This window comes from Mycobacterium sp. UM_11, assembly GCF_001414075.1.
In the GTDB taxonomy this organism is placed as follows: Bacteria; Actinomycetota; Actinomycetes; order Mycobacteriales; family Mycobacteriaceae; genus Mycobacterium.
Map to the genome: position 1 here is coordinate 1 of NZ_LATC01000045.1, position 15,976 is coordinate 15,976.

6 protein-coding genes are annotated in these 15,976 nt (G+C 69.1%); 4 read left to right on the plus strand and 2 right to left on the minus strand.

Annotated features, from left to right (window positions below; genetic code table 11):
• Both WU80_RS13315 and WU80_RS13320 read left to right on the plus strand, forming a co-directional pair.
• On the plus strand, positions 1-10,044 hold a 10,044-nt coding region (locus tag WU80_RS13315; RefSeq protein WP_055403152.1), incomplete at its 5' end, for a non-ribosomal peptide synthetase.
• Positions 10,045-10,118: 74 nt separating this feature from the next.
• On the plus strand, positions 10,119-10,841 hold the full coding sequence (locus WU80_RS13320) for a class I SAM-dependent methyltransferase (RefSeq protein WP_231633824.1): 723 nt from the start codon (positions 10,119-10,121) through the stop codon (positions 10,839-10,841).
• Here the strand turns inward: WU80_RS13320 and WU80_RS13325 are convergent.
• Positions 10,838-11,275, minus strand: coding sequence for an SRPBCC family protein (locus WU80_RS13325; protein ID WP_055403154.1), 438 nt, complete (start codon positions 11,273-11,275; stop codon positions 10,838-10,840). The genes WU80_RS13320 and WU80_RS13325 overlap by 4 nt on opposite strands.
• A gap of 66 nt (positions 11,276-11,341) precedes the next feature.
• Between WU80_RS13325 and WU80_RS13330 the strand changes: the two genes are divergently transcribed.
• Positions 11,342-12,733, plus strand: a complete 1,392-nt coding sequence (locus WU80_RS13330) for an FAD-binding oxidoreductase (protein WP_055403155.1) — start codon at positions 11,342-11,344, stop codon at positions 12,731-12,733.
• Positions 12,730-14,037: a class I SAM-dependent methyltransferase gene (locus WU80_RS13335; protein WP_197281234.1), complete on the plus strand. Its 1,308-nt coding sequence runs from the start codon at positions 12,730-12,732 to the stop codon at positions 14,035-14,037. The genes WU80_RS13330 and WU80_RS13335 overlap by 4 nt, the downstream gene beginning before the upstream one ends.
• A gap of 16 nt (positions 14,038-14,053) precedes the next feature.
• On the opposite strand, the gene WU80_RS13340 is transcribed toward WU80_RS13335, so the two are convergent.
• On the minus strand, positions 14,054-15,877 hold the full coding sequence (locus tag WU80_RS13340; protein WP_055403156.1) for a DNA polymerase III subunits gamma/tau: 1,824 nt from the start codon (positions 15,875-15,877) through the stop codon (positions 14,054-14,056).
• Positions 15,878-15,976: the final 99 nt, after the last annotated feature.

The following is a 15,976-nucleotide window of genomic DNA, read 5'->3' on the forward strand; positions in this document are numbered from 1 at the left end:
ACCGCCATCGTCACCCTCGACACCTTGCCCACCACCCTCAACGGCAAACTCGACACCCGCGCCCTACCCCCACCCGACTATGCCGATGCTGATCACTACCGCGCCCCCACCACCGCCATCGAAGAAATCCTGGCCGGCATCTACGCCCAAACCCTCGGCCTCGAACGCGTCGGCATCGACGACTCCTTCTTCGACCTCGGCGGCGATTCACTGTCGGCGATGCGACTGATCGCCGCCATCAACGCGGATCTCAACGCCGACGTATCGGTGCGGACGTTGTTCGACGCGCCAACGGTTTCCGAGTTGGCGCCCCGGCTCGCCACCGGGGACAGCCGACGCAAGCCCCTGGCACCCGCTGAGCGCCCCGCGAAGATCCCGCTGTCGTTCGCCCAGAACCGACTGTGGTTCGTCAACCAGTTCGAAGGCGGGGTCGCGACCTACAACATGCCGACTGCGTTCCGCATCACCGGGGAGCTGGACCTGGAGGCGCTCGCCGCCGCCCTCGATGACCTTGTGGCGCGGCATGAGTCGCTGCGCACCGTGTTTCCCGACGTCGACGGCGTGCCGTTCCAAGAGGTCTTGCCGGCCCGGCCGGGGATGTGGCGGCGCGGCGACGCCACCGTGGTGGCGGTGCCCGATCAGCAGGCCGTCGCCGGTGAGTTGATCACGTTGGCGGCTCATCCATTCAACCTGGCCGCGGAAATCCCGATTCGCGCACAGATCTACTCGGCGGCTCCCGACGACCACGTGCTCGCGATCGTGTTGCACCACATCGCCTTTGACGGGTGGTCGTTGGCCCCGATGTTCACCGACATCGGCGTCGCGTACGCGAGCCGATGCGCCGGGCACGCCCCGAACTGGACCGAGCTGCCGGTGCAGTACGTCGACTACACGCTGTGGCACCAGGAACTGTTGGGGGCGGAGTCCGATCCGGACAGCGTCGTTTCTCGGCAATTGCGTTACTGGCAAGAGGAACTCGCGGATCTGCCCAAGATAACTTCGCTGCCGACGGATCGTGTCCGGCCCCCCGCGCCCAGCTACCGCGGCGACGAGGTGGACCTGCTGATCGAGCCCCCGGCCTGGGCCGGGGTCAAGCGGCTGGCCGCGACGCACAACGCGACGGCCTCGATGGTGCTGCAAGCCGTCATGGCGGTGTTGTTGCACCGCTCCGGGGTGGGCGACGACGTGGTGATGGGCACACCGATCGCCGGGCGATCGGATCGGGCGCTCAACGACCTGGTCGGGTTCTTCGTCAACACCTGGGTGTTGCGGGTGGACCTCGACCCCGCGCGCCGGTTCTCCGATGTCCTCGCACGGGTGCGGCACAAGGCGCTGGACGCCTACGGCAACCAGGACGTGCCGTTCGAGCGCCTGGTCGAGCAGCTCAACCCCGTGCGGTCCGCCGCGCACCACCCGCTGTTCCAGGTGCTGATGGTCTTGCAGAACAACGTGCGGCCCGAATCATTCGCGATCGACGGTGTCGGCGTCGAGCAGTGGGCGGTGCCCACCCGCGCCGCCCGATTCGACTTGGATTTCGAACTGGTGGAGGTGCCCAGCGACGAGCCGGGCGCACCGAGGGCCGCCGGGTCGGTGACGTATGCGACGGATCTGTACGACCGGTCCACCATTGTGCGGTTGGTCGAGCGCTTCGGGCGCATACTGGACGCGGTCGTCGCGGACCCGTCGGTGGTGGTGGGCGAGATCCCGTTAATGGATTGTGCGGAGCGCGAACTCGTGCAGTCGACATGGGCCGGCGCCGCAGCGCACGCCCGGGCGGGTCTCGCGCCGCAGTTGTTGGCCTCGGCGGTCGCGGCCGACCCGGACGCGGTGGCGGTGGTCGACGACGGCCGCGCGACGTCGTATCGCGAGCTCGATGAGTTGTCGACACGGTTGGCGCGCATCCTGATCGACGAGGGCCTGGGCCCGGAGCGCGCGGTGGCCGTCGCGATGGATCGGTCCGTCGAGTTGGTGGTCGCCTGGTGGGCCGTCGTGAAAGCCGGTGGCACCTATGTCCCGGTCGACCCCTCGCATCCGGTCGAGCGCATCGCGACGGTGCTGGACACCGTGGACGCGGCATGCGTGCTGACCCGCGGCGAAGACACCCTTGCCGGTGCGGGAACTCGCCGCGTACTCCGCCTCGACGGTGTGGACCTAACCGGACGCGCCGCGGACCCAATCGCCGACGCCGAGCGGCTGGCCCCCCTTACCGCGAACACCACCGCCCACGTGATCTTCACGTCCGGATCCACCGGCGCCCCAAAGGGAGTCGCGGTCAGCCACGCCGGCCTGCTGCAAATCGCCGCGCTGGGCGAGGCACTCGGCCTGAGCGCGGACACCCGGCTGCTGATGCTCGCCGCACCGACCTTCGACGTGTCGATCGGCGAACTGTTACTGGCCGCCGGATCGCGCGCGGCGCTCGTCGTGGCACCGCCGGAAGCCGCTGCGGGAGAGGCGCTGACGGCGTTGCTGCGCGACCAACGCGTCAACGCTTCGGTACTGACACCGTCGGTGCTGTCGTCCCTCGATCCCGCCCGGCTGGACGCGGTCGGCACACTCATCACCACCGGGGAAGCGTGCCCGCCCGAACTGGCGGCCGCGTGGGCGGCGGGTAGGCAGCTGTTCAACGCCTACGGCCCCACCGAGGCCACCATCTGGTCCACCTGCAGCGCGGCCCTGTCGGCGGGGCAGCCCGTAGGCATCGGAACGCCCATCCCGGGCGTGCACGCTCTGGTGCTGGATGCCCGGCTCAACCCCGCCCCCATCGGCGTGGTCGGCGAACTGTATCTGGGTGGCCCCGCCCTGGCGCACGGTTATGTCGGTAGGCCGGAGTTGACCGCAGAACGGTTCGTAGCCAACCCCTTTGGCTATGCCGGGGCGCGCCTGTACCGCACGGGCGACCTGGTCCGCTGGACCTCCGCCGGGACTCTCGACTACCTCGGACGCGCCGACAGCCAGATCAAGCTGCGCGGACAGCGAATCGAATTGGGCGAGATCGAGAACAGCCTGTTGGCCTGCCCACACGTCACCATGGCCGCGGCCACGGTGCACAACAACGGCACCGGCGCCCACCTGATCGCCTATGTGACCTTCGAGCACAGCACCACCGCCGACCCCGATGACGACGCCGGCGACGACGAAATCGTCGCCCAGTGGCAGCACGTTTACGACGACCTCTACGGCACGGACGCCGGCACCACGGGGCTCGGCGCCGACTTCCGCGGCTGGAACAGCAGCTACACCGGCGATCCGATCCCGCTCACGGAGATGGAGGAGTGGCGTTCTGCCACCGTGGACCGGATCATGGCCCTGCGGCCGCGGCGGGTGTTGGAGATCGGCGTCGGCCTCGGGCTGATCCTGTCCCAGGTCGCGCCGGAGTGTGAACGGTACGTCGCCACCGACATGTCCGCGGCCGCAATCGATTACCTCGCCCGTTCGATGGAGCAGCTGGAACTCCCTTGGCGTGATCGCGTCCAACTGCTGACGCAACCGGCTCACGTGACCGAGGGTTTGCCGCTGGGATTCTTCGACACCGTCATCCTCAACTCCGTCGTTCAGTACTTTCCGAACGCGGAATATCTGGCGGATCTCGTCGACAACGTGTTGGAGTTACTGTGCCCGGGCGGCACGCTGTTCGTCGGCGACGTGCGCAACCACACGCTGCAGGGCGCGTTCCAGACCGCGGTCGCACTCGCCCGCAGCGACACCCCCGAGACCGCCGAGCTTCGTCAACGCGTCCAGCGCGCCGTGGTCGGGGAAGCCGAACTCCTGCTCGCCCCCGAGTTCTTCACGACCCGATTCGCCGACCACCCGTCGGTGTCAGGGCTCGACATCCAGGTCAAGCGCGGAGCGGCCGACAACGAACTGAACCGCTACCGTTACGATGTCGTCGTCCGCAAGGCACCCACACCGGTGCGCAGCCTGGCCACCACGCCTTCGTGGGCGTGGGCCGAGTGCGGGGGACCGGACGGACTGCACGAACGGCTGGCCGCCCGACGTCCCGACGCGATCCGCGTTTCCGGCATCCCCCGCACCGGATTGATCACCGACGTCCATGTCGAACAGGCCCTCGCGGAAGGCCTTTCGCTTGCCGACGCGCTCGCCCGGGCCTCCGCCGCCGAGCCGTCCGACGCCGTGACGCCCGAACAACTGCACCGAGCCGCGGAGAGCATCGGTTACCGCGCCGCCGTCAGCTGGGGCGCCCAACCTGGCACGCTCGACGCCGTCTTCGTCGCGCCGGATAACGAAGGCGCCGAGCACATTCCGGGCCTCACCGATGCCTACCTGCCGAGCGACGAAGGCGGCAGTCACGCGAACGACCCCCGCAACAACACCCGGATCAGCGCGGTGCGCCGGCGGCTGAGCGCCCGGTTGCCCGACTACATGCTGCCGACGCAGATCGTGGTCCTCGACGAGTTCCCCATCACGTCGTCCGGCAAGATCGACCGAAAGGCGCTGCCGACACCGGTGTTTGCCGACACACCGTTCCGTGCGCCCCAAACCCCGACCGAAGAGATCCTGTCCGGCATTTACGCCCAGGTGCTCGGGCTCGACCGGGTCGGGGTAGACGAGTCATTCTTCGACCTCGGCGGCGACAGCATCTTGTCCATGCAAGTGGTGGCGCGCGCCCGCGCGGCCGGGCTCAGCTGCCGGCCCCGCGACATCTTCGTCGAGCAGACCGTGGCCGGCCTGGCCAGGGTGGTCAGCGTGGCCGATACGACCGCACCGATCGACGAGGGAACCGGCGACGTGGTCGCGACGCCGATCATTCGGTGGTTGCAGGGCGTCGACGGCCCGGTCGACCAGTTCAACCAGACCATGGTCGTGCAGGCGCCGGCGGGCGTCGGCCAGGCCGATGTCGTCGCCGTGCTGCAGGCCCTGCTGGACCGGCACCCCATGCTGCGGCTGCGGGTCGTCCACGCCCCGGACGGCTGGAAACTGGCTGTGCCCGAACCGGAGTCGGTGCACGCCGCCTCCCGCGTGCATACCGCCGACACGCTCAGCGAGGGGGCGATCGTCGCCGCGCGGTCGCTGCTCGATCCGGCCGCCGGCGTCATGCTCACCGCCGTGTGGGCCACCACCACCGGACAGCTGGCGCTGATCGTTCACCACCTCGCCGTCGACGCGGTGTCGTGGCGGATCTTGCTCGAAGACCTCAATATCGCCTGGGCCCAACACCACACCGGGCAGCCCATAACGCTCCCCGCGGCGGGCACGTCCTTCCGGCGCTGGGCCGCGTTGCTCGCTCAACACGCCGTTGCGCCAGCGGTATTGGCGCACGCCGGCACCTGGAAGGAAATCGCTGCGACTCAGCCGGTGCTGCCGCCCGTCCAGGGCGCCGTCGATACCTACGCCAGCGCCGGGCACCTGTCGGTCTCCCTCGACGGCGAGAACGCCCGCGCGCTGATGAGCGAAGCGCCCGCGGCCTTCCACGTGGGGATCCAGGACATCTTGCTGATCGCGTTCGCCTTGGCGTGCGCCGAATTCCTGAGCACCGGTGACGCGGCGATAGGTTTCGACGTCGAAGGTCACGGGCGCGACGAAGAATTGGCCGCCGATGTGGACCTGTCCCGCACCGTGGGCTGGTTCACCACCAAATACCCTGTCGCGCTGACCGCCGGCGCACTGCCCTGGACGCAAGTCGTCACCGGTGGCGACGCGCTCGGCCCGATCATCAAGCGCGCCAAGGAACAACTCCGCGCGGTTCCCGATCCCGTGACCTACGGCCTGCTGCGCTACCTCAACGCCGACATCGATCTGGCCGGCCCCGACCCCACCATCGGGTTCAACTACCTGGGCCGCCTCGGCGCACGCGGCACCGAAGCCGGGGCTACGAGCGATCTTTGGCTGATCAGCGAGGACGGCTCGGCGTTCGTCGAGGCCGCGACCGCGGTGACCATGCCGTTGATGCACACCCTCGAGCTCAGCGCCGTCGCCGTCGACACCGATGCGGGTCCGCAGCTGAACGCCACCTGGACCTGGGCACCCTCGGCGCTCGATCACGCCCGCGTCGACCGGCTCAACCGGTTGTGGTTCGAGGCCCTCGCCGGGATCTGCGCCCACGTCGCACGGGGAGGCGGCGGGCTGACCCCCTCCGACATCGCGCCCGCACGACTGACCCAACAGCAGATCGACAGCCTGCAGCAGCGGTACCCGATCGCCGACATCCTGCCCCTGACCCCGCTGCAGCAGGGCCTGCTGTTCCATGCCAGCGCCACCCAAGGGTTGGACGGGCTGTCCGAAATGTATTCCGTGCAGCTCGATTTCACGGTGGCCGGCCCGCTCGAGCCCGACCGGATGCGCGCAGCGGTGCAAACGGTGCTCGATCGCCACCCGAACCTGGCGGCCCGGTTCTGCACCCAGGACGAACCGGTGCAGCTCATCCCGGCGCATCCCGCGGCGGCATGGCAGTACGTCGAACTGGGCGACGGCGACCCCGACGCGCAGATCCAGCGGCTGTGCGCGGCCGAACGCGTCGCGGTCTGCGACCTGTCGAATCCGCCGGCGTTCCGGGTGGCGCTGATCCGCACCGGACCCCACCGGCACCGGATCGTCGTCACCAACCACCACATCGTGCTCGACGGTTGGTCGACGTCGATCTTGCTGCAAGAGATGTTCGCCGCGTACTACGGGCAGCGGCTACCCGCGGCGACGTCGTATCGCCGATTCGTCACCTGGCTGGCCGAGCGCGATGTGCAGGCCGCCCACACCGCCTGGAGCGAGGTGCTGGCGGGATTCGATTCCCCCACCCTCGTAAGTTCTTTCAACCGAGCGGGTCCCGGGCGGCGGGGCGAGGCCACGTACCGGTTCTCGGAGCAGACCACGCGCGCCCTGACCGAACTGGCCCGCTCGCACCACACCACCATCAACACCGTGTTGCAGGCCGGCTGGGCGCAGCTGCTGATGTGGCTGACCGGCCAGCGCGACGTCGCCTTCGGCGCCGCCGTGTCCGGACGCCCGACCGAGCTTCCCGGAGCGGAATCGATTGTGGGGCTGTTGATCAACACCGTGCCGGTGCGCGCCACCATCGCCGCCGACACCACGACGACCGCGTTGCTCAACCAGCTCCAGCACGCCCACAACCAGACCCTGGACCACCAACACCTGGCGCTGACGGCCATCCACCACCTCACCGGTCACGACCAGTTGTTCGACACCCTGTTCGTCTACGAGAACTATCCGGTCGACACCACCGCGATGGCGGGCGCGCAGGAATTCACCGTCACCGACATGACCACCCACGAGTCCACCCACTACCCACTGACTCTGGAAGCCCGGACGGGCGAGCAACTGGGCGTGCGCGTGGAATACGACAGCAACACCTTCGACGCCGACACCATCGACACACTCATCACGCGATTGCGGCGAGTGCTCGAGGCCATGACCGCCGATCCCTCCGCCCGCTTGTCGGCCGTCGACTTGCTCGACGAGCCCGAACACGCCCGGCTCGACGCGTGGGGCAACCGGGCAGCGTTCGACCGGCCGGTGACGCCCGTGTCGATTCCGGCGCTCTTCGCCGCCCAAGTCGCGCGGACTCCCGACGCGGCCGCGCTCACTTGCGATGGCCGCTCGATGACCTACTCGGAACTCGACGCGGCGGCGAACCGGTTGGCGCACTTGCTAACCGAGCAGGGGGCGGGTCCGGGACGATGCGTGGCGCTGCTGTCCACCCGGACGGCCGAGGCGATCGTGGCGATCCTGGCGATACTGAAATGCGGGGCCGCCTACCTGCCGATCGACCCGGCGTTGCCGTGGGACCGGATCGAGTTCATGATGACCGACGCCGCGCCGATCGCCGCCGTTGTCACCGGGGAATCGGCCGGCCGGCTGGACCTCGGCGCCCTGCCGGTCATCGATGCCGACGACCCCCGGCTCGACGCCTACCCGGCGACGGCCTTGCCGCTGCCGGAGCCCGACGACCTCGCCTACATCATCTACACCTCCGGAACCACCGGCGTCCCCAAGGGCGTATCGATCGCCCACCACAACGTGACCCAGCTGATCGCATCGCTCGATCGGGATCTTGCTTCGCCACAGCAGGTTTGGACCCAATGGCACTCCTACAGCTTCGACATCTCGGGCTGGGAGATCTTTGGTGCCCTGCTGCATGGCGGCCGACTGGTGGTGGTGCCCGAGCCCACCGCCGCCTCCCCGGACGACTTCCGTAACCTGCTTATTTCGGAGAAGGTGACGGTGCTGTGTCAAACCCCGACCGCCGTCAGCGCGCTCGCGCCCGAAGGGCTGGAGTCCGTGGCGCTGTTGGTTGGCGGCGAGGCGTGCCCGCCCGAGGTGGTGGACCGATGGGCCCCGGGACGGCTGATGATCAACGAATACGGCCCCACCGAAACGACGATGTGGGTGACGTTGAGCGCCCCGCTGGCGGCGGGGTCGGACGTGGTGCCCATCGGAGCGCCGGTGCCCGGGGCGGCGTTGTTGGTACTGGACGGCTGGCTGCGCCCGGTGTCGGCCGGAGTGGTCGGCGAACTGTACGTGGCCGGACACGCTGTCGGAGTTGGCTATTGGCGCCGGGCGGGACTGTCCGCTACGCGCTTCGTCGCCTGCCCGATCGGGCCGCCGGGAGCCCGGATGTATCGCACCGGCGACCTGGTCCGGTGGCGTTCCGACGGACAACTCGAGTACGTCGGCCGGGCCGATGACCAGGTGAAGATCCGCGGCTACCGCATCGAACTGGGCGAAATCCAAACGGCGCTAACGCAACTCGATGGCGTCGAGCACGCGGCGGTGATCGCCCGCGAGGACCGGCCCGGGGACAAACGCCTCGTCGGCTACATCACCGGCTCCGCCGACCCAACCGCGGTGCGCGCGGCACTGGCCGACCGGTTACCGGCCCACATGGTCCCGGCCTCGGTGGTGGCGCTGGAGGCGCTGCCACTGACCGTCAACGGCAAACTCAACGCCCGCGCCCTCCCGCCGCCGCGATACGACGACGCCGATCGGTACCGCGCCCCGGCTAATCGGGTCGAACGGGCGCTGGCCGACATCTACGCCCAAGTCCTGGGTGTCGAGCGCGTCGGGGTCGATGACTCGTTCTTCGACCTCGGTGGGGACAGCATCTCGGCGATGCGTGCCGTCGCCGCCATCAACAGCGCCCTGGATGCCGGCCTCGCCGTGCGGACCTTGTTCTACTCGCCAACCGTCAGAGGCCTGAGCCGGCAGCTGGGCAAGACCGAGCGCGACGAAGACTTGGTTCCCGTCGAGACCCTGAAAGAGGGCAGCGGCGTTCCGGTTTGGTGCATTCACGACGGCTTCGGGCTCAGCTGGCCGTATCGCGCGCTGAGCGAATATCTGGACTGCCCGATCATCGGGATCAACCACGTCCCACAGAACGGGGAAGGCCAACCGGAATCGATTCGCGGCATGGCGGAAAGATATGCCGACCGGCTGCAAAGCGCCTACCCGGATGGTCCCTACAAGCTGCTCGGCTGGTCGTTCGGCGGTGTCGTCGCGCACGAGCTCGCGATCGAGCTGCAGCGCCGCGGGTGCGTCGTCCAGAGCCTGGTGCTGCTGGACGCGCCGTACTCCGCGGCGAGGGGGGTACCGAGGTTGGCCGCCACCAGAATCCGGGCGTCGGCCGAAAGCCATGTCCTGGAACGCATCCTGCGGAACAACGGCATAGACATCCCGGCGGGGTCGGGGCCCCTCACCGCCCGGCGGGCCGAAGAGCTGATCCGCCGGCAGCTGGGAGATTCCGCTCTGCCGCCCGCGCGGTTGCTGGAGTTCATGGTCAACAGCGCCAACGCCAGCCAGTCGTACCTAGTCGACCACGTCCCCGATGTCTTCGACGGTGACATGGTGGTGTTCTCCGCGGCACGCAATGGGAACGGGAATGGCGACAGCCCCGGATTGAAGGCGCAAGTGCATCGGATGGGCACCCAGCTGCTGATCCGATCCCGCTTGCGGAAGTGGAAATCCCACACCGCCGGGGCCTTCACCGCGTACTCGATCGACTGCTCGCATTACGACATGTTGACCAGCGCATCGCTCAACATGTACGGCGAGCACCTGAAATTCGCCTTAGAGACGTGAGAGAACGGTAGGAGAAACGTGAGGTGGGCATGGTGAAGAAGACGCGCGCCGAGGACCGGGCCGACTTTGCGGACATGCCCCGGGGCGGCCCGGACGCTTCCTGGTTGGACCGGCGGTTGCAAACCGACCGGCTGGAATACCTGGACCGCGACGACGTCGACGATCTCAAGCGCAAGGTGATCTCCGCGCTCGACCGCGCCGAGCGGCGGCAGTCCCGCGCGCACGAGGCGCTGGCCCGGGTGGTCCTCGGCGAGGTGACCGACGTGCCCTCGCCGAAGATCCTCGAACTGGGGGCCGGGTTCGGCGGTCTGTCGCGCAGGCTGCTCGCGAACCACGCTACGGCGCAGGTCACCGTCACCGACGTCGATCCGACGTTCGTCGCGGCGCTCGCCGACAGCGACCTGGGGACCCACCCTCGCGCCACGGTGCGGCAGATGGACGCCACCGCGATCGACGCCCCCGATGGCCACTACGACCTCGCCCTGTTCGCGTTGTCGTTGCATCACCTGCCCCCCGAGCCGGCCGCCCGGGTGTTCGCCGAGGGGACCCGCGCGGCGAAGAAGCTGCTGATCATCGACCTCCGCAGACCCCCCGCCGCGCTGCACGTCCTGGTGTTGGCGGCGGTGCTGCCGTTCACTCGGCTGGTCCCGCTGGCACACGACGGGGTCATCAGCTCGTTACGGGCCTACAGCCCGTCGGCGCTGACGGCCCTGGCCCATCATGCGGATCCGGGTATCACCGTCGAGTTCCGCACCCGGGCGCTGGGCCCGACGGTCGCGGTGGCCTATCGCGGCTAGCCTTCCAGTTCCCGCTTCAAATTGGCCAAGACCTCGCCCTGAATCCTCTTCAGTCCCAAGGGCGCAAAGGTCTTCTCGAAGAAGCCCTTGACGCCGCCCGCGCCCGTCCAGGTGGTCTTCACCGTGACGCTGGAGCCGGGGCCGGCGGGCGCCACCGTCCAGTTGATGATCATCGACGAGTTCGCGTCCTTCTCGATGACGGAGTGGCCGGCGACGTCGACGTCGACCTGCACGTCGCGGACGCGCGACTTGGTGGCTTGCAACTTCCACTTGGCGACCGTGCCCGCCCCCTGGCCGCCCTGCAACACCTGGTAGTCGCTGTACTGGGGGGACAGGATCTTCGGGCGCACCGTCTGATAGTCCGCGACCGCCGCGAGGGTGGCGGCCGGCTCCACGTTCACCAAAATTGTGCTGGCAGCACTCACCTGTCCCAAAACAACTCCTGAAGCTATGCCGCCCGCGCGCGGGTGCACGGGCTGTGGTCGAAGACTAGGGTATATGTGGTGCCTGTCCCTGGATCTGCACTCTCGGCGCACAAGTCGGGCGTTGACCGGTTGATGGCGAGTTATCGATCCATCCCCGCGACGTCCGCCGTCCGGCTCGCCAAACCTACGTCAAACCTGTTCCGCGCCCGCGCCAAACGCGACGCGCCCGGCCTGGACACGTCGGGGCTGACCGGCGTCCTGGGCGTCGACCCGGAATCCCGCACCGCCGACGTGGCCGGCATGTGCACCTATGAGGATCTGGTCGCCGCGACGTTGCCGTTCGGCCTTTCGCCACTGGTGGTCCCGCAATTGAAGACCATCACCCTCGGCGGTGCGGTCAGCGGCCTGGGGATCGAGTCGGCGTCGTTCCGCAATGGCCTGCCGCACGAATCGTTGCTGGAGATGGACATCCTCACCGGCGCCGGCGATTTGCTCACCGCTTCACGAACCCAATACCCGGACCTGTTCCGTGCCTTCCCCAATTCGTATGGGACGCTTGGTTATTCGACCCGGCTGCGGATTGAGCTGGAGCCCATCGCGCCGTTCGTCGCGTTGCGCCACATCCGGTTCCGGTCGTTGCCCACGCTGATCGCGGCGATGGAACGCATCATCGATACCGGCGGCCAGGGCGGCACACCCGTCGACTACCTGGACGGGGTGGTGTTCAGCGCCGACGAGAGCTACCTGTGCGTGGGCCGGCGCACCACCACGGCCGGACCGGTCAGCGACTACACCGGCAAGAACATCTACTACCAGTCCATCAGGCACGACTCCGCGGGGCCGGAGGCCACCAAGGACGACCGGCTGACCATGCACGACTACATCTGGCGCTGGGACACCGACTGGTTCTGGTGCTCGCGCGCGTTCGGTGTGCAGAACCCCCGGCTGCGGCGCTGGTGGCCGCGCCGCTACCGGCGCAGCAGCGTGTACTCGAAGCTCGTCGCCATCGACCAGCGCTTCGGAATCGCCGACCGGATCGAGGAGCGCCACGGCCGCCCCCCACGGGAGCGGGTGGTCCAGGACGTCGAGCTGCCGGTGGAACGGACCTGCGAGTTCCTGGAATGGTTCCTGAGCAACGTGCCGATCACCCCGATCTGGCTGTGCCCGCTGCGGCTGCGCGACCACGAGGGCTGGCCGCTGTACCCGATGCGGGCGGACCACACCTACGTCAATGTCGGCTTCTGGTCATCGGTGCCGGCGGGCGCCACGGAAGGCGCCACCAACCGGACGATCGAAGCGAAGGTGAGCGAGCTCGACGGGCACAAGTCGCTGTATTCCGACTCGTACTATGCCCGCGAGGAGTTCGACGAGTTGTACGGCGGCGAGGCCTACAACACGGTCAAGAAAACCTACGATCCCGATTCCCGTCTCCTCGATCTCTACGCAAAGGCGGTACAACGGCGATGACAACGACCAAAGAATCCCACCGCACCACCGGAAAACTGAGCATGGCGGAGATCCTGGAAATCTTCGCCGCGACCGGACGCCACCCGCTGAAGTTCACCGCCTACGACGGCAGCACCGCGGGTTGCAAGGACGCTGAGCTGGGCCTGGGCCTGCGGACCCCGCGCGGCGCGACCTACCTGGCCACCGCCCCCGGCGAACTCGGCCTCGCCCGCGCGTACGTGGCGGGTGACATGGACCTCTACGGCGTCCATCCCGGTGACCCCTATCAGCTGCTCAAGACGCTGACCGACCGCGTCCAGTTCAAGCGGCCGCCGGCGCGGGTGCTGGCCAACGTGGTGCGTTCGATGGGGCTGGAGCGGCTCGTCCCGGTCGCCCCGCCGCCCCAGGAGACCCCGCCCCGGTGGCGGCGGGTCGCCGACGGGCTGATGCACACCAAGACGCGCGACGCCGAGGCCATCCACCACCACTACGACGTCTCGAACGCGTTCTACGAATGGGTGCTCGGCCCGTCGATGACCTACACGTGCGCGGTGTACCCCGACGCCGACGCGACGCTGGAACAGGCTCAGGAGAACAAATACCGGCTGGTGTTCGAAAAGCTCGGGCTGCAAGCCGGCGATCGGTTGCTCGACGTCGGCTGCGGCTGGGGCGGCATGGTCCGCTTCGCCGCGCGGCGCGGCGTGCGGGTGATCGGCGCCACCCTGTCGGCGGAGCAGGCGAAGTGGGCGCAGCGGGCGATCGAAGACGACGGGCTCGCGGACCTCGCCGAGGTCCGGCATTCGGACTACCGCGACATCCGCGAGGGCGGTTTCGACGCCGTGTCCTCGATCGGATTGACCGAACACATCGGGGTCAAGAACTATCCGGCTTACTTCGGGTTCCTCAAGTCGAAGCTGCGCACCGGCGGCCTGCTGCTCAACCACTGCATCACCCGCCACGACAACAAGTCGACGTCCTTCGCGGGCGGCTTCACCGACCGGTACGTCTTCCCGGACGGCGAGCTGACCGGCTCGGGCCGCATCATCACCGAGATCCAGGACGTCGGCTTCGAGGTGCTGCACGAGGAGAACTTCCGGCATCACTACGCGATGACGCTGCGGGACTGGTGCCGCAACCTGGTCGAGCACTGGGACGCCGCCGTCGACGAGGTGGGGCTGGCCACCGCCAAGGTGTGGGGCCTGTACATGGCGGCCTCGCGGGTCGCGTTCGAGCAGAACAACCTGCAGCTGCATCACGTGCTGGCGGCCAATGTCGACCCGCGGGGCGACGATCAGCTGCCGCTGCGCCCGTGGTGGACGCCGTAGGCCTGTGGCGGCAGCTCTAGACGTTATCGATCCGGCGGGCGCCCAGCTCGTTCTGGAGCAGCTCTAGCGCGACCTCCTCGGGGTCGCGGCGCGGCCCGGCCGACTCCGCGCGGCCGGCCTCGGCGAGCATGTGTTCCTCCTCGTCGCGCTGGGCCACGTCGGGGGCGGGCTCCTCGGTCTTCGGGGCCGGTGGGCCCGGCTCGACCGGCGCGGCGTCGCCGACCTCGCAACGCACTCGCCAGTTGACGCCCAGCGCGTCCTTGAGCGCTTCGGCGATGACGTCGGCGTTGCGCTGCTCGCACAGCCGCTTGGCCAGCGGCGCCGAGGAATGCGTCAGCACCAGCGTGTTTTCCTCGAGGGCGCGCACGGTGGCACCGGCCAGCATCACCTCGGTGGTGCGGCTGCGCTGGCGCACCTTGTCGCGCACCGTCGGCCACATCGTTCGCACGGCGGCCGCGTTGAGTTCGCCGGGTGCGGCGGCCGGTTCGGGGGCCGGTTCCGGGACCGGCTCGGGGATCGCGGGCGGCGGGACCGGTTCGGGGACGGCCTCCGGCATGGGCACGGGCGGAGCGGACCTGGGCGGGGCCGCCTCCCGAGGCGGGGTGGCCTCCCTGCGCGGCCGCACGGGAGCAGCGACCGCCGGCCGCGGCGGATGCGCGGCGGCCACCTCGGCGGCGGGGATGGACATGTCCAACCGGGTCTCGATCCGCTCGACGCGTTGCAGCAGCGCCGACTCGGTGTCGCTGGCCGAGGGCAGCAGCAGCCGCGCGCAGACGACCTCGAGCAGCAGGCGCGGGGCCGTCGCGCCGCGCATCTCCCCCAGGCCCGCCTGCACGACCTCGGCGTAGCGCGTCAGCGTGGCCGACCCGAGGCGGGTCGCCTGGTCGCGCATCCGGTCGAGCACGTCCTCCGGGGCGTCCACCACGCCGCGGCTGACCGCGTCCGGAACCGCCTGCAGCACGAGGAGATCGCGGAACCGCTCCAGCAGGTCGGTGGCGAAGCGGCGTGGGTCATGGCCCGCGTCGATCACCGACTCCACCGCACCGAACAGTGCGGCGGCGTCCGACGCGGCGAGGGCGTCGACCGCGTCGTCGATCAGCGCGACGTCGGTGGCGCCCAGCAGCCCGAGCGCCCGCGGGTAGGTGACGTGGTTCCCCTCGGCACCCGCCAGCAGCTGGTCGAGCACCGACAGCGTGTCGCGCGGGGAGCCACCGCCGGCGCGGATCACCAGCGGGTACACCGCGTCGTCGACGGCGACGCCCTCCTGCTCGCAGATCCGCCCGATCAACGCGCGCATGGTCTTCGGCGGCAGCAGCCGGAAGGGGTAGTGGTGGGTGCGCGACCGGATGGTGGGCAGCACCTTCTCCGGTTCGGTGGTGGCGAAGATGAAGATGAGGTGCTCGGGTGGTTCCTCCACGATCTTGAGCAGCGCGTTGAACCCCGCCGTGGTCACCATGTGCGCCTCGTCGATGATGAACACCCGGTAGCGCGACTGGGCGGGCGCGTAGAACGCCCGGTCCCGCAGCTCGCGGGTGTCGTCCACGCCGCCGTGGCTGGCGGCGTCCAGCTCCACCACGTCGATGCTGCCGGGGGCGTTGGGGGCCAGCGCCGTGCACGATTCGCAGACCCCGCACGGCGTCGCCGTCGGGCCCTGCACGCAGTTCAGCGAGCGGGCCAGAATCCGCGCGGACGAGGTCTTCCCGCAGCCGCGCGGCCCGGAGAACAGGTACGCATGGTTGATGCGGCCGGCTTCCAGGGCGATCGACAACGGCTCGGTGACGTGCTCCTGCCCCACCACCTCGGCGAAGGTTGCCGGTCGGTACTTGCGGTAGAGGGCCACGGTCAGCAGGCTACCGGCGCGCGCCGACTGGAGCGCGGCTGGCGTCGAGTGTGCGGCAGCGGCTTCCGGTGTGAACGTGCGGTCGACTCTCGCGGCGTG